The organism is Microbulbifer sp. YPW1, assembly GCF_013367775.1.
Taxonomy (GTDB): domain Bacteria; phylum Pseudomonadota; class Gammaproteobacteria; order Pseudomonadales; family Cellvibrionaceae; genus Microbulbifer.
In genome coordinates this window covers 678,846-703,513 of record NZ_CP055157.1, presented here as the reverse complement: position 1 = coordinate 703,513, position 24,668 = coordinate 678,846, and the positions used below count along the sequence as shown (strand labels likewise).

17 protein-coding genes are annotated in these 24,668 nt (G+C 59.2%); 9 read left to right on the top strand and 8 right to left on the bottom strand.

Going from position 1 to position 24,668, the window contains the following annotated elements; translation table 11 throughout:
* The first annotated feature begins 106 nt into the window (after positions 1-106).
* Positions 107-1,309: an endo-1,4-beta-xylanase gene (locus HUW35_RS03040; protein ID WP_219932638.1), complete on the top strand. Its 1,203-nt coding sequence runs from the start codon at positions 107-109 to the stop codon at positions 1,307-1,309.
* A 365-nt stretch (positions 1,310-1,674) separates the two neighbouring features.
* On the opposite strand, the gene HUW35_RS03035 is transcribed toward HUW35_RS03040, so the two are convergent.
* Positions 1,675-3,165, bottom strand: a complete 1,491-nt coding sequence (locus tag HUW35_RS03035) for a YdiU family protein (protein ID WP_181254190.1) — start codon at positions 3,163-3,165, stop codon at positions 1,675-1,677.
* Between the two features lie 7 nt (positions 3,166-3,172).
* On the bottom strand, positions 3,173-4,663 hold the full coding sequence (locus HUW35_RS03030; protein WP_181254189.1) for a Ppx/GppA phosphatase family protein: 1,491 nt from the start codon (positions 4,661-4,663) through the stop codon (positions 3,173-3,175).
* A 154-nt stretch (positions 4,664-4,817) separates the two neighbouring features.
* On the opposite strand from HUW35_RS03030, the gene ppk1 reads away from it, so the two are divergent.
* Positions 4,818-6,887, top strand: coding sequence for a polyphosphate kinase 1 (gene ppk1 / locus HUW35_RS03025; RefSeq protein ID WP_255463444.1), 2,070 nt, complete (start codon positions 4,818-4,820; stop codon positions 6,885-6,887).
* 22 nt (positions 6,888-6,909) lie between these two features.
* Here the strand turns inward: ppk1 and HUW35_RS03020 are convergent, their stop codons facing one another.
* The 3 genes from HUW35_RS03020 to aceK form a co-directional block, all read right to left on the bottom strand.
* Entirely contained in the window at positions 6,910-7,440 is a 531-nt protein-coding gene (locus HUW35_RS03020; protein WP_181254187.1) for a hypothetical protein, read from the bottom strand.
* A 36-nt stretch (positions 7,441-7,476) separates the two neighbouring features.
* Positions 7,477-8,517 (bottom strand): AraC family transcriptional regulator, encoded by a 1,041-nt coding sequence (locus tag HUW35_RS03015; protein ID WP_181254186.1) that lies wholly within the window; start codon positions 8,515-8,517, stop codon positions 7,477-7,479.
* A gap of 131 nt (positions 8,518-8,648) precedes the next feature.
* A complete protein-coding gene (aceK, locus tag HUW35_RS03010) occupies positions 8,649-10,412 on the bottom strand; it encodes a bifunctional isocitrate dehydrogenase kinase/phosphatase (protein WP_181254185.1) in 1,764 nt (587 codons plus the stop codon).
* A gap of 68 nt (positions 10,413-10,480) precedes the next feature.
* Here aceK and HUW35_RS03005 point away from each other — a divergent pair, with 68 nt between their 5' ends.
* Both HUW35_RS03005 and ybaL read left to right on the top strand, forming a co-directional pair.
* Entirely contained in the window at positions 10,481-11,089 is a 609-nt protein-coding gene (locus tag HUW35_RS03005) for a MarC family protein (RefSeq protein WP_181254184.1), read from the top strand.
* A gap of 90 nt (positions 11,090-11,179) precedes the next feature.
* The gene (gene ybaL, locus HUW35_RS03000) at positions 11,180-12,880 is read left to right on the top strand and encodes a YbaL family putative K(+) efflux transporter (protein ID WP_181254183.1); all 1,701 of its coding nucleotides are present in this window, start codon (positions 11,180-11,182) and stop codon (positions 12,878-12,880) included.
* Positions 12,881-12,986: 106 nt separating this feature from the next.
* Here the strand turns inward: ybaL and HUW35_RS02995 are convergent, their stop codons facing one another.
* Positions 12,987-13,133, bottom strand: a complete 147-nt coding sequence (locus HUW35_RS02995) for a lmo0937 family membrane protein (RefSeq protein WP_161859444.1) — start codon at positions 13,131-13,133, stop codon at positions 12,987-12,989.
* A 321-nt stretch (positions 13,134-13,454) separates the two neighbouring features.
* Between HUW35_RS02995 and msrP the strand changes: the two genes are divergently transcribed.
* Together msrP and msrQ are read left to right on the top strand one after the other, a co-directional pair.
* The gene (gene msrP / locus HUW35_RS02990; RefSeq protein ID WP_370464608.1) at positions 13,455-14,471 is read left to right on the top strand and encodes a protein-methionine-sulfoxide reductase catalytic subunit MsrP; all 1,017 of its coding nucleotides are present in this window, start codon (positions 13,455-13,457) and stop codon (positions 14,469-14,471) included.
* On the top strand, positions 14,471-15,100 hold the full coding sequence (msrQ, locus tag HUW35_RS02985; RefSeq protein WP_181254182.1) for a protein-methionine-sulfoxide reductase heme-binding subunit MsrQ: 630 nt from the start codon (positions 14,471-14,473) through the stop codon (positions 15,098-15,100). The genes msrP and msrQ overlap by 1 nt, the downstream gene beginning before the upstream one ends.
* A 1-nt stretch (position 15,101) precedes the next feature.
* Here msrQ and HUW35_RS02980 read toward each other — a convergent pair whose 3' ends face one another.
* On the bottom strand, positions 15,102-17,057 hold the full coding sequence (locus HUW35_RS02980) for a PhoX family phosphatase (RefSeq protein ID WP_181254181.1): 1,956 nt from the start codon (positions 17,055-17,057) through the stop codon (positions 15,102-15,104).
* A 288-nt stretch (positions 17,058-17,345) separates the two neighbouring features.
* On the opposite strand from HUW35_RS02980, the gene HUW35_RS02975 reads away from it, so the two are divergent.
* From HUW35_RS02975 to HUW35_RS02965, 3 genes are all read left to right on the top strand, one after another.
* Positions 17,346-19,943: a TonB-dependent receptor gene (locus tag HUW35_RS02975; RefSeq protein WP_181254180.1), complete on the top strand. Its 2,598-nt coding sequence runs from the start codon at positions 17,346-17,348 to the stop codon at positions 19,941-19,943.
* A 208-nt stretch (positions 19,944-20,151) separates the two neighbouring features.
* Positions 20,152-22,101: a phytase gene (locus HUW35_RS02970; RefSeq protein WP_181254179.1), complete on the top strand. Its 1,950-nt coding sequence runs from the start codon at positions 20,152-20,154 to the stop codon at positions 22,099-22,101.
* 117 nt (positions 22,102-22,218) lie between these two features.
* Complete coding sequence (locus HUW35_RS02965; protein ID WP_181254178.1) at positions 22,219-23,133, top strand: aldo/keto reductase family oxidoreductase; 915 nt, start codon at positions 22,219-22,221, stop codon at positions 23,131-23,133.
* A 397-nt stretch (positions 23,134-23,530) separates the two neighbouring features.
* Here HUW35_RS02965 and HUW35_RS02960 read toward each other — a convergent pair whose 3' ends face one another.
* Positions 23,531-24,487 (bottom strand): hypothetical protein, encoded by a 957-nt coding sequence (locus HUW35_RS02960; protein ID WP_181254177.1) that lies wholly within the window; start codon positions 24,485-24,487, stop codon positions 23,531-23,533.
* Positions 24,488-24,668: the final 181 nt, after the last annotated feature.

Here is a 24,668-nt window from a genome sequence, read left to right as displayed (position 1 = left end):
CGCCCGGGCTGTCTAGCGTTTTAGCCCCCGTGGACGCTTCTGTATGGAGTGGTCAAAAATTGCCCAGTCAGGCTCCAGAACAACAATAAAGCAGAGGATGAGAAACATGAAGCAAACTATTAATCCGGCGATGAATCGCTACAGACGGCAGTTCCTGCGCAGAGTCCTCTCGACAGCGGCGCTGGGCCTGGTGAGCGGTGCTGCCATGCCCACCCGGCTACTGGCCGGGACCACATCTGGCACTGTGCAGGCCGGTGGTCTGGCGGGGCTCTTCGCCGGTGATTTCAAGCTTGGCACGGCCCTGTCCAATACCACGCTGCTGGCCCAGAACCCCGACACTGAAGCCTTGGTCGCCCGTGAGTTCAGTGCGATCACTGCGGAAAATGCCATGAAGTGGGAGGAAATCCATCCACAGGCGGAGACCTGGGATTGGCAGCGGGCGGATCACTTCGTGGATTTCGGCCAGCGCCACAAGATGTACACCATCGGTCACACCCTGGTGTGGCATTCTCAGATGCCGGAATCGGTGTTTGTCGACCAGCACGGTAGATTGCGCCCGGCAGCCGAGGTGCAAAAAACCATGGAGGACCACATTGCCACACTGACGGATCGCTATCATGGGAAAATCCAGGCGTGGGATGTGGTCAACGAGGCGGTTACCGATAGTGGCGAGTGGCGAAAGAGTCACTGGTACAACACCCTGGGGGAGGGCTACTTTGCCCGTGCCTTCCACCTCGCCCGGGAGGCAGATGCCAACGCGGAGCTACTCTACAACGACTACAGCATGCACCTGCCGGCAAAGCGCGACTTTGCACTGGAGCAGATCACCAGGTTCCGCCGCAAAGGAATGCCGGTAGATGGCGTTGGTATGCAGGCCCATGTACACCTGGATGATCCGGCCCTGGCGGAACTGGAGGCGAGTATCGAGGCGATCGCTGCGGCCGGGCTGGATGTGCATATCACCGAGCTGGATGTGGATGTGCTGCCCAAGGCGTACGATTATATGGGCGCGGAGATATCCACCAATTTCGAATATTCCGATGAGCTCAATCCGTTCCCCGAAGCCCTGCCGCAAAAGGTCGCCGATGAACTGGCATTCCGCTACGAGTCTCTGTTCAAGCTGTTCCTGAAGCACCGGGACAAAATTCGCCGGGTTTCTTTGTGGGGAACCACCGATGGCGAGTCCTGGAAGAACGACTGGCCCGTGGTAGGGCGCACCAACTATCCGCTGATTTTTGATCGAGAGGGGCAGCCCAAGCAGGCTTATTACTCCGTAGCTGGTCTGAAATCTGGCACTCAGCGGGGTTGACCAAGAGCGCTGAACTGCAGCTGTGGCGGCCTCGCCAGCAGGTACAACCTTCCCAGACACGCCGTGAACCCATCCATGGGGGCTCGTATGCGGCCTTCCGGGCCGCATACGGTCTGGGAAGGTTGTACCTGCTAGCGAGGCCTTAGCGAATAGCCTGGAATATTATTTAGCCAAGGACGGCTTGAAATAACGCTAACGAAGTAACGGTATTTAAAATTAAGGTGGAGTGCTGGGGGATGTTTCCGACGCAGCCTACAGGGATGTATTCATGACGGTTTCAAAAACAGATCCCCAGTGCGCCGCCGCCACCTGACACCAATAAAATGTGCCCCGTAACCTAGCTAGTAATCAAAGATCAGGAAGACCTAAGACGAGCAACTGATAGGCAAATGCTTCCCTGAATCCGAAGGCGCCGCCGCCCAGTCTTCAAATCCCGGATGTTCCTCAAACGGTGACTGCAGCAAGTCAAATAAGGTCGCCAGAGGCTGGTAGTCCCCGGCTTCCGCCGCTTCAATCACCCGTTGCGCCAGGTAATTCCGCAGAACAAATTTCGGATTCGTTGCCAGCATCGCCCGACTGCGTTCCTGGGCAGAGCGGGATTCCTTTTGCAACCGCTGGTCGTAGCGTCGCAACCAATCTGCGAGCGCCTGGTGCTGTGCCGGCGCAACCAGCGCCTCCAGCGCGGCAGCCGGACGCTCACCGGCATAGTGACTGAGGGCGCGGAAAAACAGTGAATAATCCACACGCCCCTGCTCCATCAACTGCAACAGGTCCGCGCACAACTGCTGATCCCCATCGTCCTCCACCGCCAGTCCCAGCTTGGCCCGCATCAACCCCGCGTAGTAGTCGATCAGCAGCGGCTGGAATTTCCCCAGACAATCCTTCAGCGTCTCCGTATCCAGCAGCGAGGAAAAGGCGTGTGCCAGCGCATTCAGGTTCCACAACACTACCCCCGGCTGTGCATCAAAGGCATAGCGACCGGTGTGGTCCGAGTGGTTGCAGATAAAGCCCGGCTCGTAGTCGTCGAGGAAACCGTAAGGACCGAAGTCGAACGTATCACCGATGATCGACATGTTGTCCGTATTCAACACACCGTGGGCGAACCCCACAGACTGCCACCCCGCCGCCAGCTCCGCACTGCGCTCTACGGTATACCGCAACAGAGCCTCAGCCTGGACCTCCGTAGCCTGGTCACACACTTCCGGCAAAAACTGCTCACACAAAAAATCGACCAGTTTTTTCTGGGCCTCCAGCTGACGGGTATAAAACAGGTATTCAAAATGTCCGAAGCGCACATGACTGCGCGCCACGCGAATCAGCGCCGCACCGGTTTCCATTTTTTCCCGCGCAACCGGCTCGTCACTGCCTGCAATCGACAGTGCGCGGGTACTGCGGATACCCAGTGCGGTCAGTGCCTCCCCGGCCAGATATTCGCGAATGGTCGAGCGCAACACCGCGCGGCCGTCGCCAAAGCGGGAGTAGGGGGTTTTACCTGCGCCCTTCAGGTGCAGTTCCCAGCGTTCGCCATCGCGTTCTATTTCCCCAAGCAACAACGCGCGGCCGTCGCCCAGGTCCGGGTTGTAACCGCCGAACTGGTGTCCGGTATATTTCATCGCGAATGGTTTGCTGCCGGGAAAAAGCTGGCCACCAGTGGTCAGCAGGGCCCACTCCGGGTGCTCCGCTTCGCCGGGATCCATGCCCAGCAAAGCCATCACCGATTTATTTACATGAATGGTGTGCGGATTCTGCAGCGGTGTGGGCGCGGTGGGAGTGCCGAACACCGCGCCCAGGTCGGCGAAGTGATGCTGCAGGTGTAGTTTACTGAGGGGCGTTGCGCTGGTGGCGGGTTTACTCACGGGGGGCCTAGGTCTGTTGTACGGTCAGTTTGATGTTTTTGTCTTCCCAGCATTCTACTTCCAGTTCCAGCAGGTCCTCGATGGCCGGATGCTGGTACATCCAGTCTTCCGGGACCTCAAGACGGTAGCCGGGGCCATCCACCGACAGGTTCAGGCCATCGATACTGCGGTCCACATGATCCCGGTGCACGATGCAGGCAAGACGCAGGCACAGTAGCAGTTCGCTACCGGGGTGGAAACCGTAGTGCTCTTTGATCGCCTTGATATCCCCGCGCTGATTGCGCACCAGATAGGCCAGGTTTTCCTGTTCGCTTTTGCTGAATCCGGCCATATCCGCGTGCTCGATCATGTATGCCCCCAGTTTGCGAAAGCTACTGTGGGAAAGAGCCAGACCGATCTCGTGCAGGTCTGCCGCCCAGTGCAGCAGGCGGCGCTGGGCAACCTGTGAATAAGGGTTCAACTGGCCGAGAAATTGCAGCGCGGTATTCGCGACCCGCCTCGCCTGCTCGGGATCGATTTCTCCGTGCTCCATCAGGGTCGCCACGGTATCGGCGCGGCGGTCGCCACCGGCGGCGCGGCCGGCGAGGTCGTGCACGATGCCCTCGCGAATGGCATAGGGGGAGATATGCATCTGCTGGATATCCAGCTCGCGGAAAATACCGTGCAGTATGGCGAGGCCGGCGGCAAACACCGGGCGCCGTTGCGGCTCGAGATGGGGCAGGTCGATGGCGTCGACGGTCTTGCAGTTGGCCACCTTGTCTGCGAGCTTTTCCAGATCGTCGCGCAGGATCGGCAGCAGCTCGCCGTCGTTCAGTACCCGCGATACGGATTTGACGGTACCGGATGCCCCCATCACCAGCGCATCGTCCGCCATATGCTGGAGTTCCTGTAGCTCCGCCTGGGCGGCGCGACGGGCGCGCACAAAATTGTTGCGCTTGCCTGCATCGATTTTTCCGCTGTCAAAAAAGCGGCGATTGAAGGCCACGCAGCCCATACTGACACTTTGCAGCAACTTGGGTGTTTCCACGCCGCGCACCAGTTCCGTGGAGCCGCCGCCGATGTCGATCACACAGCGCAGGCTTGGCGTTCCCTCTGCCGCGGCCATCACGCCGGAATAAATCAGGCGCGCTTCCTCGATGCCGGAAATGATTTCGATTGGGGCGCCGAGAATGGATTCCGCTGCCTCGAGGAATCCATCGGCACGGGTGCTGGCGGCGCGCAGGGTATTGGTGCCTACCACCCGCACATTGTCCAGCGGCAGTTCCCGGATCACTGGGGCGAACCGGCGCAGGGCCTCCAGTGCACGCTCGGCGACGTCCGGTGCCAGATTGCGCTCATTGTCGAGCCCCTCGGCCAGGCGCACCATGGCGCGGTCGGTATGCAGGCGCACCATCCGTTGATCGCGAAATTCAGCCAGCAGCAGGTGGAAACTGTTGGAGCCCAGATCGAGTGCGGCGTAGCGTTCGTGGCCGGTGTCAGCGGCGTTATCGGCTGTCATGTTAATCGTTGTCAAATTCTCGTAACAAAAATGTAGCAAACTGTGCAGTCATCACCTATGGCTTTTGAGAGCGCTTATCAGCTTGAAACCGAATAATTTTGCTCTGCCAACAGGCCTGTTCCGTTCGGACCAGAATCGTACGGAGCCGCTTTCCATGGAGAATGCTGTAGAGAGTATGGCAAAAGACATTCCCCTGTATCCCAAGGAGCTGAGCTGGCTTTCCTTCAACGCCCGCGTACTGCAGGAAGTGGAAGACGAGAGTGTGCCCATCATTGAACGGGTGCGCTTTCTTGGCATCTTCTCCAACAATCTGGATGAATTCTACCGGGTACGGGTGGCGGATGTACGGCGACTGGCCACTTTTGCCAAGGGGAGCAAGAAAAAGGAGCGCTTTTCCGACCTGCTCGGCCATATCAATGAAAAGGTACTGCGCCTGCAGGCGCGCTTCGGCCACGCCTATACCAAGGTGCTGAAGGACCTGGGGCAGAACAATATCCACGTCATCAATGAACGACAGCTCACCGACAATCAGCGCGCCTACGTGGAGGAGTATTTCCACGGCGAGGTATTGCCGGAGCTGGAGCCGTTTTTTATCGATGACCGGGATACCATGCCGCTGCTCAATGAAGCGAGTATTTACTTCGGTATCTATCTGGAACTCGAGGATGGGGGGCTGCGCTTTGCCGGGCTGGAATTGCCCACGGATATCCTGCCGCGATTTGTCGCCATTCCTCACCGGGAAAAGCGGCATGAGAAGGTCTACATCGTACTCGACAATGTGATCCGCGCCTGTCTGGTGGATGTGTTCCGCAATGTACTGCCCATCGAAAACGCCGCCGCCTACACCTTCAAAATCAGTCGCGATGCAGAACTCGAGCTGGGGGAGCACGTTACCCAGAATATTGTCGACCGGGTGGCAAAGTCCCTGAAGAAACGTAAACAGGCCGAACCGGTGCGGCTGGTTTACGACTCCACCATGCCGGAAGCACTACTGCAGCTGATCAAAAAGAAGCTGAAGATGGGACGCTATGACAGTTACACACCCGGTGGTCGCTACCACAACTCCAAGGACTTCATGAGCTTTCCTGCGGATAGCAAGCGGCACACCTATCGCAATATTGATCCCCTGCCCACCCTGCCGGACAGCGCCAATATTTTCGACTGGCTGCGGGAGGGCGACCGCCTGTGCTATTACCCGTATCACGACTTCCGGGTGATTACCAAGCTGCTCGCCTCGGCGGCGATCGACCCCAAGGTGCGCGAGATACGCATCAACCTCTACCGGGTGGCGCAGAACTCGCGGGTGGTTGCGGCGCTGATCAATGCGGTCCGCAACCAGAAGCAGGTGACTGCGGTGGTGGAATTGCAGGCGCGCTTTGACGAACAGGCCAATATTCACTGGTCAAACGAGCTGAGTGATGCGGGCGTCAATGTCATCTACGGGGTGCCCGGGCTGAAGGTCCACTGCAAGCTGATTTCCATCGCGCGCGAAGAAAACGGGCGCGATCGCTACTACAGCCACCTGGGCACCGGCAACTTCAACGAGAGCACCGCGCGGTTTTACTGTGATTTCAGCCTGCTCTCGAGTGATGCAAAGCTGGGGGAAGATGCGTACCGGGTATTCGACTTTATCCAGCAGCCACACTTGCAGCCGGAATATCACCATATCTGGATGTCGCCCTATACCAACCGCCCGAACCTGCTGGCGTGTATCGATCGGGAGATTATTGCGGCAACCGCAGGGAAGCCGGCGGAGATTTTCATCAAGTGCAACAACCTGGTGGATTCGGAAATCATCCAGCATCTGTACCGCGCCGGTGCCGCCGGGGTTCAGGTGCGGATTATCGTGCGCAGTATGTGTGCGCTGTTGTGCCAGACCAAGGGGCTCTCGGACAATTTCAAAGTCATCAGCCTGGTGGACAAGTATCTGGAGCATGCGCGGGTGTATGCGTTTCACAACGGCGGCAACGAGCAGGTCTATCTGTCATCGGCAGATTTGATGACCCGCAATCTGGATCACCGGGTGGAGGTTACCTTCCCGCTGCTGCGGGCCGAGCACCGGGAAACGGTGATGGAAATTCTGGAACTGCAGTGGCAGGACAATCAGAAAGCGCGGGTGCTGGACGCGGACCAGAGCAACGGGCGTATCGCCAACCGCAATAGCAAGCGCGATGTGCGTTCGCAGGATGCGATCTATCGCTTTCTGAAGAAGCGCGAATTGTGACAGGGGCCAGGGCTGGTGTCGGTCAGTTTTTACTGAATCCCACCAGCTTGCCGTCATCGAAGGAGAAGCGATAGCGCTGGCCCACCTTCAGGTCATTCTTGCAGCGGGACTCGATAGTGATGCGGGGGAACTGCGGGGTCACCACCCAGGTACTGAAGTCCCCCTCCGGTCCTCGCTTGATCAGCCAGTAGTAATCCCCGTGCTCACATCTGCCTTTTTCCAGGCAGTTGTCGTATCCCCACACATAGGCGCGTACGTCGTACTTGGCGGGCAGATTGGGAGCGGGCTGGAATGGATGGTGCGGGTCGTCGGTGAACTGGTAGAGATCGTCGAAGGACAGGATTTTGTAGCCCTTGGCGCGGGTCTCGCAGCTGGCAGCGTGGATGCTCACGCCGGCGGCCGCCGCGGGCGACTTGGATTTGCCGGCTTTCGGGTCTGGCTCCATCTCGCTGGGCAGGTAGCCACAGCCGGTCATTGCCAGGCTCCACATTGCCACACCGGCGCACAGGGCATCACAGCCGAAATACCGCACTTCTACCTCCATCGGTACCAAACCGCTTCCCTAACTATAGCCGCTGATTCTCCGGCGTCAGCCAATACGCAGCTCATTGGCGGTTTTGCCGCTCCAGTTTTTCACCGCACGGCGCAGGCTGGAAGCGCAGGAAAAACCCGTATAGTCGGCAATCTCTTCCACCGCAAGGCAGGATTGACGCAGATGGTGCACGGCGATTTCCATGCGGATCTCGTGCAGCAGTTTGCGAAATGTCTCCCCCTCCGCAGACAGCCGTCGTGAGAGATTGCGCGGAGCAATCTGCAACTGCTCTGCCACCTGGTTCAGCTCGAGTTCCGGGGTAAAGTGCGAGCGCATATGCCAGCGTACCCGCTCGGCGAAACTGAAGCGTTCGGCGAAACGTTCCAGCTCCTGTTCACACTCCCGCTGTAAATGTTCGTAAGTGCGCAGCCGCAATGGACGAAAGCGCTTGAACACCAGTTCGATACTGCCGGAAATGCTCGACTCAGTATGCCCGAATTCCAGGGATTGGCAGGGCAGCTGATCGTAGTAGCCGTAGCTGGATGGCTGTGGCAGATCCAGGCGTACGTGGATGTCGGGATCGGCGACCGATTTGTTGCCACAGCTGTCCCAGATGCGCAGGGTAGTGACCAGGCGGAACTGTCGCAGGAAATCTTTCAGTACCGGGTCTGCGTCCTGGGAGGTGGCGTAATTGATCGGTTCCACTACCCGATTGCCCTTGTCCAGATAGGAGTTTGAACGACCGGCATGCAGTGCGTAGAACGGCTGCACGGTAACCATATAGCGACGAAAGGATTCCGCGACTTCCTTCAGGCTCGGGCTGCACCCCAGCATAAAGCCCATCGGGCCCCAGAAACTCCAGTCAAATTCGAGCCCGACTATCAGCCCCAGCTGTGGGTGCCGGCACTGGCTTACGCCGTTTGCGAGCAGGGCGCGCCACTGGTGGTAGCTGATACGAGCTTCCTGCATCTGGAACATGGCGGGGGAAATACCCGTGCCGGCCAACAGCGCTGACTGGTCGGCGCCGAGCGCCGTGAATGCCTCGATAAATCCCAGCGGATGCCGGTGCAGGGGAATCAGGCGTGCATTGAAGTCCATAACTGATCCAGAATTTTTATTATTTTTCTGGGGAATATCCCGATATTACCGGCGGTGATATCTGCACCGCGGATATTCGTTCAAGTCAGTTTTACTGAATTGCGCGGCGGCGGGCAACCGTCGCCACGCCCTCATTGTGAACTGCGTTTGATCGGAAGACGAGGAAAGCGCATTTTGCGGCGATACGGGAAGGTGCTGTCTACCCGCCCGGCGCGTATACGTTTTTGCAGACGCTGCCAGTAGTGGTAGTCGTAAAGGTCGCTGTGTTCTTTTTCAAACGCCTGGCGCGCTACCGGGTTGCCGGAGAAGAACAGGCGAAACTCCTCGGGGAACACATCCGCTTCCGCCACCGTATACCACGGGCGGTCTGCCAGTTCCTGTTCGTTGGTCTGGGGTTCCGGGATCTTGCGGAAATTGCACTCGGTCAGCGGGCAAAGTTCGTCGTAATCGTAAAACACCACCCGGCCGTGACGAGTGACCCCGAAGTTTTTCAGCAGCATGTCACCGGGGAAGATATTTGCGGCCGCCAGCTGCTTGATGGCGTTGCCGTATTCCTCCATGGCCTCGATAGTCTGCTGCTCATCAGCAGTATCCAGGTAGAGGTTGAGCGGCTCCATGCGCCGTTCAACATAGAGGTGCTTGATGATGATCCACTTGTCGTCGACATGCAGCTTGGATGGCGCCAGGGTCTGCAGCTCTTCCAGAAGTTCCTCGCTGAAGCGGTTACGGTAAAAAATGAAATTCGTGTATTCCTGGGTATCCGCCATGCGTCCCACCCGGTCGGCGCGGGATACAAACTTGTATTTTTCGCGCACGATTTCTTCGGTGACGGTTTTCGGATTGTCGAATTTGTCCTTGATCACCTTGAACACCACCGGGTAGGACGGAAGCGTGAATACGCTCATCACCATCCCCTTGATACCGGGTGCAATTACGAACTTGTCGTTGCTCACCTTCATGTGGGAGAGGATGTGCCGGTAGAACTCGGTCTTGCCGTGTTTGTGGAAGCCGATGGAGTTGTACAGCTCGGATTTTTCCTTGAGCGGCATGATGGTGGAGAGGAAGCGCACGAATCGCGAGGGAATGGGGGCATCCACCATAAAGTAGGAGCGGGTAAAACTGAAAATGATGCTCGCCGAATCGTTGTCGGTAATGAGCGTGTCGACAAATATCCTGCCGCGCCCGTTATTCAGGCAGGGCATGATCAGGGGGATGACCTCGCCGGCGAACATCAGGCGCCCCACCAGATAGGCTGCCTTGTTGCGGTAGAAGACGGATTCCAGCATGTCCACCCGCAGTCGCTGTTCGTCCTCTTCTCTGTCCAGCTTTCCTTCCAGCGGGCCTTTGCGCAGTGCGTTGCAGATATTGGCCACATCCCGCGGCATGTCTTCCCACGGGATGGAGAAACCGTAATCCGCAAGAATGTCCTCGATCATCGCCTCCAGACCGTCGCGACCGCTGTAACTGATATAGATGCTGTAATCGCGCAGGGGCTTGTCGTCCGGGGCGCGGGACGACTTGACGAAGATATGGCTGTCGTGAATGTGTGCGTGCTGGAACTGGCTGCAGAACACCGAATTGAAAAAGGTTTCTGCAATCTCGTAGTTGTTGTTGTTGGCAATCAGCTGGGCATAGGTGGCCCTTGCCTGGCCCCAGAGTTCCAGCTGGGTGGTGTCCTTGCTGGTCACCGAGTGTACCAGTTTGAGCACCTGATTGACCTTGACCTTGTACAGGTCAATGCGCTCCTTGTTGGTCTCCTGCACCGCGTCCCAGGCAGCGGTTTCGAACCGCGCCTTTGCCCCCAGGGTAATGTTCTGGAAATCGGCAAAGTAGGCATCAAAGCCATTGAGAATTGTTTTGGCGATACGACGAGCGGTCGGGGAATGGTTTGTCATGCACTAGACTCTGTTGGAATCACATCCTTCCTTCTTGCCGATACTAGCACGCCGCTTCGGGAGATCACTTGGACGATTGGATCAGTAGCTTTGTCTTTTTCTTTGCGGTAATAGACCCGGTGGGCACCCTGCCGGTGTTTATCGCTGTCACCGGCCGCCACAGCGAGTGGCAGCGGCGCAAGATTGCTATTCTGGCGGTGGCGGTCGCCACGGGTATCCTGATGTTTTTCCTGCTGCTGGGCCAGTACCTGCTGGAAGCCATTGGCGTGCCGCTGTCTGCCTTCCAGGTGGCCGGTGGTATCGTGCTGTTTCTGTTTGCACTGACCATGATTTTCGGCGAGGGCAAACCTGAAATGGAGGTCGGAATCATCCGCGAAGGCCACGAGACCGCGATCTTCCCCCTGGCAGTGCCGTCCATCGCCTCCCCCGGCGCCATGCTGGCGGCGGTGGTGCTGACCGACAATCACCGTTTTGACCCCATTCACCAGGTGAATACCGCCAGTGCCATGCTCGCGGTGCTCGGCATTGTGCTGTTGTTGTTGCTCACCGCTAACTGGATTTTCCGCTGGATTGGCAATGCTGGCGCCAGCATCGTCAGCCGGGTGATGGGACTGATACTGGCATCGGTCGCTACCACCAATGTACTGGTGGGGCTGCAACAGTTTTTCATAACCTGATTTTTCGGCCGTCAACTCGCCTTGATGTCGTCACTGCCGGATCAAACCCTTTTCTATTGATACAGGTGATACGTGCGCTGAGGAGGACGTTTGCACCACAACGTCGAGCTGATCACCACCATTTCTGTCGCCCTCGGACTGGCGCTGGTCCTCGGTTTTGCCGCCGTTCGCCTGCGTATGCCGGCGTTGCTGGGTTATATGATCGCCGGGGTATTGATCGGTCCCGCCACACCGGGATTTGTCGCGGATGTCGAGCTTTCACAACAGCTGGCGGAAATCGGCGTCATTCTGCTGATGTTTGGCGTTGGCTTGCACTTTTCCCTGTCCGATCTGATGGCGGTGCGACGCATCGCCATATTGGGGGCCCTGGCGCAGATCCTGGTGGCCACCGTGCTGGGGGCCTCTGTGGCGCGCTGGTGGGGCTGGGAGCCGGGTGCCAGTGTGGTTTTCGGCCTGGCGTTATCGGTCGCCAGCACGGTGGTGCTGCTGCGCGGACTCGAGTCGCGCGGACTGCTGGATACTCTGAATGGTCGGATAGCCGTGGGCTGGCTGATCGTGGAAGACCTGGTGATGGTGTTTGCGCTGGTGGTGCTGCCAGCGTTGGCCGGGTGGCTGGGAGGCGCCGGCGCTTCTGGCGGGGATTCGGACAACCTGCTGGTTACCGTTGGGCTGACGCTGGGCAAAGTCGGCATCTTTATCGCACTGATGCTAGTTGGCGGTGGCCGATTTTTTCCGTGGCTGCTTTGGCAGGTGGCGCGTACTGGTTCCCGTGAGCTGTTTACTCTCGGTGTTATCGCCATTGCCATGGGAATCGCCTATTTTTCCTCGGTGATCTTTGGCGTGTCATTCGCACTGGGGGCATTTTTCGCCGGCATGGTGCTGCGGGAATCTGCACTCAGCCACCGCGCTGCGGAAGAGTCCCTGCCGCTGCGCGATGCGTTTGCGGTTCTGTTCTTCGTTTCAGTCGGCATGCTGTTTGACCCGGCCATGCTGCTGCAGGAACCGCTGCGGGTGATGACGGTGGTGGCGATCATCGTGTTTGGCAAGACCATCGCCGCGTTTCTGCTGGTGCTCCTGTTCCGCTACCCGCTGAATACCGCACTGACCGTGTCCGTCAGCCTGGCCCAGATCGGTGAGTTTTCGTTTATCCTCGCTGCACTGGGTATTTCGCTGAGCCTGCTTCCGCAGGAGGGGCTGAACCTGATCGTGGCCGGCGCATTGATCTCTATTGCGCTCAACCCGCTTTTATTCAATCTGCTTGAGCCGATGCAGCGCTGGATACGTGTCCACTCGAGACTGGCGCGGGCCATGGAGCGCTCCACAGATCCGCTGGCCGAGCTTCCCATGACCACAGACTTGCGCTCGCTTACCGGACACGCGCTGATCGTCGGATACGGTGACCTCGGTTCGCGTATCGGCACGCAGTTACGCCAGACCGGCATGTCGATCGTTGTGGCGGATACGCACCGGGAAAGGGTTGAGGCGCTACGTGCCGAGGGCATTCCCGCGGTCTGTGGCGACGGCGCGGACGAGGAGGTGTTGATCCAGGCTCATGTGGCGCGGGCGCGTATGCTGATAGTGACGGTGCCGGATACCTTGCGCAGCCGGAAAATGCTGGAAACGGCAAAGCTGCTGCGCCCGGGAATTTCCATACTGGTCTGCGCGGAAAGTGAAGAGGTGGAGCGTTTACTGCTGGGGGAGGGGGCTACCGCCGTATTTGTGGGAGAGCGGGAACTCGCGCTCAATATGGGACGCTTTGCGGTCGAGCATCTGGCTGGTCAGGACAAATAAAGCGTGCGGCATGTGCGCTGCTGTGACAGATAAAAACGTGGGAAATCGTTCGGGGAAGAGAAGGGCTGCCGGGCGATTAAGCCCGGCAGTCAATGAGATCTCCTGCTTACGGTCCGCGACCCCGCACCAGGCGCAGAATCAGCAGGATTACCGCAATCACCAGTAATACGTGCAGAAAGCCACCCATGGTGTAAGAGCTCACGAGCCCCAGCAGCCAGAGCACGACAAGAATGACAATGATTGTCTCAAGCATGGTCGCTACCTCTTAAGGCCAGTCTGAGTATTGGCTGTATTGAGCCGAAGGCCACTCATTCTCAGAGACGGTGGCGTTGGAATTAAAACAATAGTCTGTGAAGTCCGCGTTCACCAAGAAAATGGTTCCCCATTACAATTGGTGCTAATCCTGAACAAATCCATTGGAAAAGGTTCTTACGTATCAGTGTAAGAAAAGGGTGGTTGCTGCGACCAACAGTGAGCTGTGTTGCTTACTCTGGCTTCACAGTACGCTGTGCAGTCACCAGGTTAGTCGCTCTGATCGTCGCCGCTGGCCCATCAGAAATTAAGGAGAGCAACCTTGCGGATCAAATCTCTGCTGATCAAATCACCATCGCCTCACACCCTGAGTGAGGCGCACACGACGCCCGAGTCCGCCTATGTCTCCCGCCGCCGGGTGATTGCCGGACTGGGCGCCGGGGTCGGCAGCCTGTTGCTCGCGCGCAATGCCCGGGCTCTGGACCTGTTCGGGAGCGACAAGCCAGGTGCGGCGCCGCGCAAACCGCTGGACTTTTCTCCCCACAAGCCTGCCCCGGACTTGATGCTGACACCGGAAGCCAAGGTCACCAACCACAATAATTTCTACGAATTCGGCACCGGCAAGACGGATCCGGCAGAAAACAGCCAGGGGTTGAAAATAGAACCCTGGACACTGACCGTTGAGGGTGAGGTGGAAAAGCCGGCGACGGTGGATGTGTGGAAGCTGATGAATGAAATCGGGCTGGAAGAGCGCATCTACCGCATGCGCTGCGTCGAGGCCTGGTCAATGGTGATCCCCTGGGTGGGATTTGAGTTGGGCAAGTTCCTGAAACGCTTTGCGCCCACCAGTCGCGCCAAATACGTCGCCTTCGAGACGCTCTATGATCCGGAACAGATGCCCGGACAGCGCAACCGCTATGTGGGGGGCGGTGTGGATTACCCCTATGTCGAGGGCCTGCGCATGGACGAGGCCATGCACCCGCTGACCATTCTGTCGGTGGGTCTGTACGGCAAAACCCTGCCGCCCCAGAACGGTGCCCCCATTCGCCTTGTGGTGCCGTGGAAATATGGCTTCAAGGGCATCAAATCGATCGTCAAAATCAAGCTGGTGGAACGCATGCCGCCCACCAGCTGGAACAAACTGGCGCCGCAGGAATACGGTTTCTACGCCAATGTGAACCCGGCTGTGGACCACCCGCGCTGGTCCCAGGCCAGCGAGCGCTTTATCGGTCCCGGTGGATTGTTTTCGGTAAAGCGCCAGCCGACCCTGCCGTTCAACGGCTACGGGGAAGAAGTCGCCGGCCTTTACTCCGGAATGAACCTGAAAAAGTTTTACTGATGGGCCGCCCTGTATCTGGCGCCGCCTGGCGCAAACCACTGGCGATTACGCTACAGGTATGCGTGCACCTGGGGGCATTGCTGCCACTGTTGTGGCTGTTCGTGGCCATCAATCAGGGGCGTCTCGGCGGCGATCCGGTGAAGGAGCTGATTCACTATCTGGGAATGGGCACCATCCGCCTGCTGCTGCTCACGCTGCTGGTTTCCCCCCTGGCGAAATCCCTGCATTTCGGTCAGCTTAACCGCCTGCGCAGGCCGCTGGGGCTCTGGTGCTTCGCCTGGGCCACCCTGCATTTCAGCGCCTGGCTGGCGCTGGATCTCGGCCTTGACTGGTCGTTGATCGGTGGTGAGCTGGTCAAGCGCACCTATATCCTGCTGGGATTTTCCGCCTGGCTGATATTACTGGCGCTGGCGATTACCTCGCTACCCGCATTGCTCAGGAAAATGGGCCGCAATTGGAAAAAGCTCCATGGCCTGCTGTATATCGTGGTGCTGCTCGCCTGCTGGCATTTCTGGTGGTCGGTGAAGAGTGGCTGGATAGAGCCCGCGATCTATTTCGCGATCGCACTGGCATTGTTGCTGTGGCGGCGGGCTTCTATCTCAAGGTGGATAACTTCACTGCGGCGTTGAGTCAGCTCCCGACCAGACCGCCATCGTCTCTGTGAATGGCGAGCACCGAGGGCCGCGGCGGAAGCTGTGGATTATTGTCCGGCCAGCGGTGTATCGGGTGATCAAACGTCGAGTTGTCCGCATCCGCCGGGTGTTGTACCGAGACAAACAGGGTCTTTCCATCCGGAGTGAATTCCGGACCGCAGATTTCCCCGCCTTCAGGGCAGCCAAAAAAGTGCTTGGGTGCCGCGCGCAGCTCCCCCTCGGTCGCCATCGCCCACAGCCCGTCGTGAAAGCCGAAGCTCTCGCAGCCATCGGTGGCGATCCACATATTGCCGCGCTGGTCGAAGGCCACATTGTCCGGATTGGCAAACCAGCCGTGGGGGGAAATATTGCCGGGCTGCTGCTGGCCGTAAGCGCCGCGCTCTGCCGGGTTTTCCGCATTGGGATTGCCGCCGAGCAAGAAGGTATTCCAGCGGAAAGTGTCACTCACATGATCCCGTTCGCCGCTGCGTCCCGGCGGCACAATTTCCAGCACATGGCCCGCGGTATTGCGCGCGCGCGGATTGGCCGCGTTTACCTCGTCCGGCTTGCGCTTCTTGTTTTTGGTCAGCATCACATAGGTGCAGTCGTTGACCGGATTGGTCTCCACATCCTCCGGGCGGTCCATCGGTGTCGCGCCCAGCAGTTTCGCTGCGCGGCGTGCGTCCACCAGCACATCCGCCTGGTTGCGAAACCCGTTCGCAGCGGTCAGCGGTCCCTGGCCGTGCACCAGTGGTAACCAGCGCCCGCTGCCGCCCTCGGAAAACTGCCCCGCGTACAGGGTGCCCTCGGTCAGCAGCGCGCGGTTGTGGTGGTTGTCGCCCGGGCGATAAATGCCGCGGGATACAAAGCGGTACACAAACTGGTGCTCATCGTCGTCGCCACCGTAGGCCACAATGGGTTGCCCGGGTTTGCTCACCAGGGTGAAGCCCTCGTGTTCAAAGCGGCCCAGGCTGGTCAGCTTGCGCGGAGTCGATTGCGGGTCATAAGGATCGTATTCCACCATCCAGCCAAAGCGGTTCGGCTCGTTCGGCTCCACGCTGATATCGAAGCGGCGATCGTAGTCTCCCCAGTTGCGGTTGTCCGGTGAGATGCCAAATGCGTGGTGATTGCGCGCCTCTGTTTCATCCGCAATGTTGTCCGGGTCTCCTTGGAAAGCGCCGCCAAACCCTTCCTCGGCAATCAGCACCGTTCCCCAAGGTGTCTTGCCCCCGGCGCAGTTTCCCACAGTTCCGAATACCCGCGTGCCGCTGGGGTCTTCGTTGGTCTGCAGACGGCGATCGCCCGCGGCGGGACCGACGATTTCCATGGTGGTGGTGAGGGACAGGCGACGGTTGTAGGGGCTGCCCGCAACCGGCTGCCAGCCGTGGGCTGTTTTCTCGATTTCCACCACGCTGTGGCCGCAGGCCTGTTGCTCAATGGCAATGTGATCGTCGCTGGTACCGCGGTTGGCGCTGTCTTCGCTGTAGCCGGCAAACATCAGGTGCGGCTGGGTGTATTCGTGATTGACGCACAGCAGGCCGCGCTCGCTGTTGCGACTCAGGCAATGCCTGTCTCCCTCAGCGGGCCCCGCATCCTCGGCCAGCGGCATATAGGCAATGAAATCATTGTTGTAGCCGAAGCGGCGTGCCTGTTCCGGGGCGGTCAGCTTTTCCGGGTTGAATGGCTCGCTGAATGCATCCAGCGGATCCCCCCAGCTCAACACCCGGTCGGTGCTGTAGCCCTGTGGTATGTGGTGGGTGAAATCGAGACGGTGAGGGATCTCTTTGAACCCGAGATTCTCCTGTGCCCCGGGTGTATTTTTTTGCGTACATCCGGGCAGCAGTGTGGCACCGGCCGTGGCGGCGGTTGCTGCCCCCAGGGTTTTGAGCAACGTGCGGCGCTGGGGATTGCTCGGGGTCTGTTCAGTGCTATCGGGTTGCTTGCCGTGTGTCATAAATTCTTCACCAATTATTCATTTTTTGCGCCACCCCCGTTGCTGGAGCCCTCTGTGGGGTTCTTATGCGCTTTCTTCGGGCGGGTTGTGGTTTTCGTGAACCAAGGTTAGCGGCGCTTTATGACAAATTTAAAAAAAGCGTAACGCAAAATTCATATCACAAGACTAGCCTGCGCCCACAAATTAACAGGTCGGGCGTGGCGGTTTATTTTTCTCCGCTACCCATCGGACGGCCAGCCAACCGCTTCTGTACCTGCACAAGCACTTCCTAATTAGGGACGGGGATTTATGACTAAGCCTGCATTCAATTTTAAAATGGTGGCGCCTCTTGCCGCCGCGATCATCAGCGTCAACGCCGGGGCGCAGCAAGCGCTGGAAACGCAAGGCGAGCTGATGGAGACCATAGTGGTCACCGCCCAGGCGGCCAACGCCCGCAGCGATATCGAGCGTCAGCGCGAATCCAACAAGGTGGTTGCGGTGCAGACTTCCGAGGCCATCGGTGAACTGCCTGACGCCAACGTGACCGAAGCCCTGCAGCGTATGTCCGGCGTATTTATTGCCCGCGACCAGGGCGAAGGTCGCTTCGTGGGTGTGCGCGGTATCGATCCAAACCTGAATGCCTCCACCATCAACGGCATGAGCCTGCCGGCACCGGAAACCGACAGCCGCGCGGTGGCTCTGGATGTGATTCCTTCCGACCTGCTGGCCAGCCTGGAAGTGTTCAAGACCCTGACCCCGGACATGAGTGCCGATTCCATCGGTGGCGCGATCGAAATCAAGAGTATCAATGCGCTGGACCACGACGGTCAGACCTACAAGGTGACCGTGGAAAACGGCTACAGCGAACTGCAGGGCGAAAACAGCCCGAAGTTCGCCGGCACCTATACCAATAAATTCGACCTGGGCGGCCGCACCCTGGGTGTTGCGGTTGCCGCATCGCACCAGGAGCGCAACTTCGGTTCAGAAAATATTGAAACCGACGGCGTGTGGGAAGAATTCACGGCCCTCGACGGCAGCGTGGGCGTAACCGCCGCGGAAATTGAACAGCGCGATTACACCGTAACCCGCGAGCGCACCGGCCTCGCCGCCAACTTCGATCTGGAAGTTTCCGAAGGCAGCCAGCTGTACCTGCACACCCTGTACTCCGACTTTTCCGATGGCGAAGAGCGCCAGCGCAATTCCTTCAAGCTGGACGAGGAGAATGACGATCCGGATACCGTTTCCGCGAGCAGTGTGACCTGGTCCGATGCGGCGCTGGAAAAAGAATTGAAAGACCGCTACGAGGAACAGGAAATCCTGTCGGTGGTTGCCGGCGGTTCCCACGATATGGACAAGTGGGGCGTTGAGTATGCCGTGGGCTTCTCTCACGCGGAAGAATCCGAGCCGCACCGTCGCGACACCACCTTCGTGCAGGAAGGTCTGGAGCTGGGTTATACCCGCGCGGGCAAGATCCCGAAAATGTTCGCCGCCGATGCCAGCGCAATGGATGCCGCCAGCTATGAGCTGGACGAACTGGTGGTTGAAGACAACTATACCGACGATGAGGAAGTCAGCTTCCGTATCGACTTCCGCCGCGATATCGATGTGGCCGGTCACCCGTCTGAACTGAAGTTCGGTCTGCACGAGCGTCGCCGGGAAAAAACCGGTGACCTGAATGCCACCGTTTACGATGGCTTCGGCGGCGATTTCACTCTCGCAGATTTTGCCAGCAATGGCGTTGACTACGGTCTGGGCGACTTCGGCCCGGGTGTGAACAAGGGCGCACTGAATGCGTTTATCAACGCCAATCTGGACAGCTTCGAAATCGACGAAACCAGCACCGCGCTGGATTCTGCGCGCGATTACGTGATGAACGAGGATATCTCCGCGCTCTACCTGATGAACGATATCGACTTCGGCCGCGCCAACCTGGTGTACGGGGTGCGCTATGAAGCTACCGACTTCAGCGCCGACGGCTATCGCGTGGCGGAGTCCGGCGAAGCGATTTCCGGAGCCGAAGAGATTGCCGAAGACGTGTATGTCTCTGCGGTGTCCTACGAGCGCGACTACAGCAACCTGTTCCCGAGCGTGAACTTCAAGTACGACTACAGCGAAAACGTCGTACTGCGCGCCGCCTACACCGAATCCCTGTCCCGCCCGTCCTTCGGCGACCTGAACCCGTCCGCCGCCGAGATCGAATACGACGAGGGCGAGCTGGAGGTGGCCGCGGGCAACCCGGCGCTGGACCCTTATGAGGCGCGTAACTTCGACGTTTCCTTCGAGTACTACGCCGATTCCCTGGGCATGTTCTCCCTGGGTGCTTTCCACAAGCAGATCGATAACTTCGTGGTGACCGCAGACGTGGCCAGCACCGCGGACTACAGCCTGTACGTGGGCAGCCTGGCGGTAGAAGAAGCGGAAATCTTCCAGCCGATCAACGGCGACAAGGCGACCCTGACCGGTGCCGAGCTGTCTTGGACCCGCGGTTTCGACAACGGCTTCCTGTTGCGTGCCAATGCCACCATGACGGACTCCGAAGCGGACCTGGGTCTGGGTGCTGACGCCGAGCGCGGCAACAAGATCACCCTCCCTTCCCAGGCGGACCTGGTGGCCAACTTTATCGTTGGCTACGAGCGCGATGCCCTGAGCCTGCGCCTGTCCACCGCCTACAAGAGCGAGCGACTGCTGGAAGTGGATCTGGAAGACGCGGCGTTTGACCTCTACGAAGACGACCACATGCAGCTGGATCTGTCCGCCAAGTACCGCTTCGAGAATGGTATGCAGGTGTTCTTCAATGCGGTGAACCTCACCGACGAGCCGTTCTACGCCAACCGTCGCGGCTACAACGGTCAATACGAAGAGTACGGCCCGGCTTACGTACTGGGTGTGACTTACTCGACCTTCTAAGTCGCGCTGTCACTTACTGACAGTGTTCTGAATCGCTTCAGAACGAAAGGGCAGGGGGCCCGGCGCCGGTGGGTGCCCGGGCTTTCTGCTATTTTTTTATATTGGATTCAACGGTCATCTGTTTGACATCTTTCTGACACGCGGTGGCGTAGTTTTGCTCCCGGTGTTGTCGAAGTCGCCAACAGACGAGACAAAGAACGATAGTGATATGGCGTGTAAAACTTTTGCGTGTAAAACCCTGGCGAGAGGCGCTGTAGCGCTTGCTTTAACTGGTCTGCTCAGTGCCTGTGGCCCGCAGATCGAGCAGGCTGCGGCGCCCAAACCGATCACCGCGCAGAATGCGCTGGCCCTGCAGGATGTGGTGTCCAGCCAGCTGGCCCCGCTGCAGCTGGCAGGGCGCGATTACCTGCTGCTGGCCAGTGAAAAGCGTGGCCTGGTACTGGTCGATGACGCTGGCAGTGAACAGCTCGCCCTGGATGGCGGTACCGTGGAGCGGTTTGCCCTGCAGCAACTGGAGCCGGACAACTGGCTGATTGCGGTATACGACGAGGACAGCGCGGAACTGCAGTTGCGCCTGCTGGACCTGGAAGAAGGCAGCCCGCGCATTCGCTATCTGGGCGCCATGGCGACCACGGCCCCGCAGGTGGCCATGTGCTTCTCCCGCCAGGCCGGGCGCACCCACCTGTTTGCCATCGATGAAAATGGGCTGGGCCACGAGTATGTGGTGCACCCCCGCGAGCAGGCCTGGGAATTTACCGGCGTACGCCCGCTGTATTTCGGCGAGCAGGTATCTTCCTGTGTGGTGGATGACCGCAGTGGCCGGCTGCTGGTGGCGCAGCCGCCCCTGGGAATCTGGAGCCTGAACGCAGATGCGGAAATGGACGAGGGCCGCGAGGTGTTCGCCGCATCTGCAGAGCTGCCCGAGGGAGAATTCGGCGGCCTGTGGTTGGACGGCATCAGTGGCAACCTGTGGATGACCGCCGGCGACCGGGTACTCGCCTTCAACATCAATACACCGCGTCAGAAGCCGCATTTCTCCGAGGCGCTGGCGGATATGCAGCCGGTTTCCGCGGCAGTACTGCAGGGCGCGCTATTGGCGCTGGAGGAGGAGAGCAACCGGGTACTGCGGTTTGCGGTCACCTTGCCTGAGCCCGCGGCGGAGATGCAGGCCTTCCGCGGACCGGTGGAGATACCGCGGGTACGCGCCAGCGCGCAGACTGCCCCGGTCACCTCCGGTGGCGATGCCGCGGATGATCCGGCGATCTGGGTCAACCCGGTCAACCCGTCTGCAAGCCTGATTCTCGGCACGGACAAGAAGAGCGGGCTCAGCGTCTACGACCTGAACGGCAAGCTGGTGGAGCATTTCGCCGTCGGCCGCGTCAACAATGTGGACCTGCGCCCGATCCAGCACGGCAAGTTTGTCGCCATCGCCGCGGCCACCAACCGCACGGATCCCGGTGTGAGCCTGTTCGGTATCAGCGCTGCGGGTGAGGTCGACTATCTCGGGTTGCGCAATCTGGACATGGAAGACCCCTACGGCCTGTGTGTATACCGCAAGGGTGCGGACCTGATGGCCTGGGTGTCGGACAAGGACGGCGCGGTACAGCTGCTGCAGATCGTGCCCGGCACCGGCAACGTGGACTGGAGTCTGCAGCAACTGGCCACGCTGGAAGTGGAAAGCCAGGTGGAAGGCTGCGTGGTGGATGACGAAATGCAGATGCTGTTCTTCGGTGAGGAAGACGGCGGCATCTGGCGTCTGGACATCGCCGGATTCCTAGCCGGCGAAGCCAAGCCCCAGCTGATTGCACCGGTGGACGGTGAGCGCCTGGCGGCGGATGTGGAGGGCATGGGCCTCTACCACGCCGGCGACAGGAGCTATCTGGTGGTTTCGAGCCAGGGCAACAACAGCTATGCGCTGTTCAGTCGCGACGGCAGCCAGTTTGTGGGTCACTTCCGTGTGGATATCAACCTGGACAAACACCTCGACGGCAGCTCGGAAACCGACGGCCTGGAAGTCTCCAGTGCGGCGTTTGGCAGTCAGTATCCGCAGGGGCTGCTGGTGGTGCAGGACGGTCGCAACCGCATGCCCAGCCAGACCCAGAACTTCAAGCTGGTGTCCTGGGCAGATATTGCCGAGACCCTGAAGTTGCCGCAGTAAAGGTCGCTGCCTGTCTCTCTGCTTCTACAGATGTGATTCCGCCCCCGCCGGGGGCGGTTAAATCCCATCGCGACTATGCGAAAATCCGCCGATTCATTGTTGAACCGGCGGATTATCATGCAACGCGTTACCTCTTCTCTCGCCCCCGACCTTTCCCTGTCCCGCATCGCGTTTGGCCTCTGGCGGCTGACCGACTGGAACTACGCCCCCTCGGAAAGCGTGCGTCTGTTCGAGCAGATGCTGGATCTCGGGGTGACCACATTCGACCTGGCAGATATTTACGGGGACTACCGCTGCGAGCAGGCGTTTGGCGCGGCGCTGAAGCACAATCCGCAATTGCGCGAGCGCATGGAGATTGTGAGCAAATGCAGTATCCGCCTTGCCGGGGAAATGTCCGGCGCGCGTATCAATCACTACGACACCAGCGCGGCGCATGTGCGCAGTGCCGTGGAGACCAGCCTGCGGGATATGGGCATCGAGCAGATGGATCTGTTGTTGCTGCACCGCCCGGATCCGCTGATGGATGCGGATGCGCTGGCGCTGGTCCTTGAGCAGCTGGTGGCTGAGGGCAAGGTGAAGCACCTCGGGGTTTCCAATTTCCTGCCGCACCAGACCGACCTTCTGCAGTCCCGCCTGTCGATCCCTCTGGCGGTGAACCAGATCGAGGTGTCATTGCTGTATTCGCAGCCGATGTTCGACGGGCAGCTGGATTACTGTCAGCAACACAAGCTCCTGCCCATGGCGTGGTCGCCTTTTGCCGGTGGTCGTCTGTTCACCGGCAACGACGAGGATGCGTTGCGGGTGCAGGCGGAATTGCGTCGTGTGTGCGAATCCCGCGGGCTGGCCCCCGAGGTGGGTGCCATGCAATTGGCATTGGCGTGGCTGTTGAAACACCCTTCAGATATGGTTCCGGTGTTGGGAAGTGGTAATCCGGAGCGGTTGGTTGCTGCACTGGCGGCACTGGAAATGGAACTCGATCGGGAGGCGTGGTTTGAATTGTTGCGCGCTGGTCGCGGGCGGGATGTGGACTGACTTGCGCCCTGTGGATTTTCTTTTTTAGCTGGAATGGTGGCGCAAGGGGCCTGGTGTTTGTTTTTGAAACCGGGCTAGGCGCCCCCCTTCAATACGTCCATGTACGCTGCGTCGGCGACATCCCTGTCGCCGACGCTTTCAAAAACAAACACCAGGCCCCTTGCTTCAATCAAAGCAGATTTGCTTCGTAAGCTTTGTCGTTAATAGAGGCGATCAGTGTATCTAGGTGAGAGTTGCAGGCGCTGCCGTCGGGGGAAGTTCGCGAGACCTTCTAAAACAGGGATGTTTTAGAAGAGCCCCCAGGGATGGGTTCACGGCGTGTCTCGTGAACTTCCCCCGGCGGTAGTGCCGCCACTGTATTTTCTACGAAGTATGAAGGGGGCCGGAGTAAAGTGGTTTATCCGGCGTAAGCGTTCTCAGGCACCAGATCGTAATTCACATCGCCAAGGTCAAACTGCTCGAGCGGAGCCAGTTGCATGGGGACGCGGTAGCAGCGCAGTACCTCGCCGTCGCGGCAATCAATTACCTCGAGGTCTTCGCCGGCAATGCTGTGCAGCAGGCGGTCGAATTCGGTTACCGCAGAGGCGATGACGGACTTGTATTCCAGTTCATCCCCCAGCTTGATATAGCGGGCATCGGTAGCGCTGGTTTCGATGCGCAGCCACCCCGGGCCGCGGTCTGCACCGGCAACGCCCAGCACCAGCGCGCCCTGCTGATCCTGGCACAGGGGCGTCAGATCGTGCACGTACGGCTCCGGATCCACCTCGTTGCCAACCCATACCCAGCCCGGAAGGCCAATGCGGGTCAGGTGCCATTCCGACAGCCATACCGTCTGGTCGTCGTCCACCCGGAACTCACTGTACTCCTTCTGCCCGCCGCGGCTGGCAAGGCTCACATTCGCCTCCGGATTGTCCTTGCGGAAATTGTTCAGCTGCTGGGTCATCTCGTAATTCACTTCCCAGTGCTTGCAAAGACGCCACTGCATCGGGTACTCGCCCCATTCCACCAGGTATTCCTCGCGCTCGCGAATCGTCTCCGCCACACGCCAGAAAGCGCCGTCGATCAGAATGCAGGTATCCCCGGGTTTACTGCCGGGTGCGATGATGCTGTGTTCCGGAGAGGCCTCGGATGCGTTTACCACATGTTCACTGCGGCCCTCGATCACCTCGTACCAGGGAAATCCGTGGCGCAGGGGCGGGGGAAAGGCGAGAGGTGGGCGACCGGCCAGCAGGCGGCGGAATAACACCGACTTTTCGATTTCCAGATCGGACAGGGTGTAGCCTTCCTTCTGGGTAATCTGCCCCCAGGCAAAAGCAGCCCGTACCAGTTGTTTTTCTCTGTCTGAAAAGCTCATTTTTTTCGGTGGGGTATCGCTGGCTATTAATTATTCGATATAAAAACGACCGCAAACGATACCACCGCGCGCCCCGGGGTGCCACGACTAATGCCGCCGGGGGCTTGCAAAGCGTGGGCGGGTGGGGGGAACTCCGGTAGACTGGCTGGGTTTGCCTGCCGGCTCACAAGGCTGGTGAGGT

Excerpts from the sequence above, each read along its gene's own strand:
- ppk1 (WP_255463444.1), top strand. The coding sequence starts at position 4,818 with ATGGAGAATGCTGTAGAGAGTATGGCAAAAGACATTCCCCTGTATCCC.
- HUW35_RS02995 (WP_161859444.1), bottom strand. The coding sequence starts at position 13,133 with ATGCTTGAGACAATCATTGTCATTCTTGTCGTGCTCTGGCTGCTGGGG.
- msrQ (WP_181254182.1), top strand. The coding sequence starts at position 14,471 with ATGGGCCGCCCTGTATCTGGCGCCGCCTGGCGCAAACCACTGGCGATT.
- HUW35_RS03040 (WP_219932638.1), top strand. The coding sequence starts at position 107 with ATGAAGCAAACTATTAATCCGGCGATGAATCGCTACAGACGGCAGTTC.
- HUW35_RS03015 (WP_181254186.1), bottom strand. The coding sequence starts at position 8,517 with ATGGACTTCAATGCACGCCTGATTCCCCTGCACCGGCATCCGCTGGGA.
- HUW35_RS03030 (WP_181254189.1), bottom strand. The coding sequence starts at position 4,663 with ATGACAGCCGATAACGCCGCTGACACCGGCCACGAACGCTACGCCGCA.
- aceK (WP_181254185.1), bottom strand. The coding sequence starts at position 10,412 with ATGACAAACCATTCCCCGACCGCTCGTCGTATCGCCAAAACAATTCTC.
- HUW35_RS02965 (WP_181254178.1), top strand. The coding sequence starts at position 22,219 with ATGCAACGCGTTACCTCTTCTCTCGCCCCCGACCTTTCCCTGTCCCGC.
- HUW35_RS02970 (WP_181254179.1), top strand. The coding sequence starts at position 20,152 with ATGGCGTGTAAAACTTTTGCGTGTAAAACCCTGGCGAGAGGCGCTGTA.
- HUW35_RS02980 (WP_181254181.1), bottom strand. The coding sequence starts at position 17,057 with ATGACACACGGCAAGCAACCCGATAGCACTGAACAGACCCCGAGCAAT.
- HUW35_RS02960 (WP_181254177.1), bottom strand. The coding sequence starts at position 24,487 with ATGAGCTTTTCAGACAGAGAAAAACAACTGGTACGGGCTGCTTTTGCC.
- HUW35_RS02975 (WP_181254180.1), top strand. The coding sequence starts at position 17,346 with ATGACTAAGCCTGCATTCAATTTTAAAATGGTGGCGCCTCTTGCCGCC.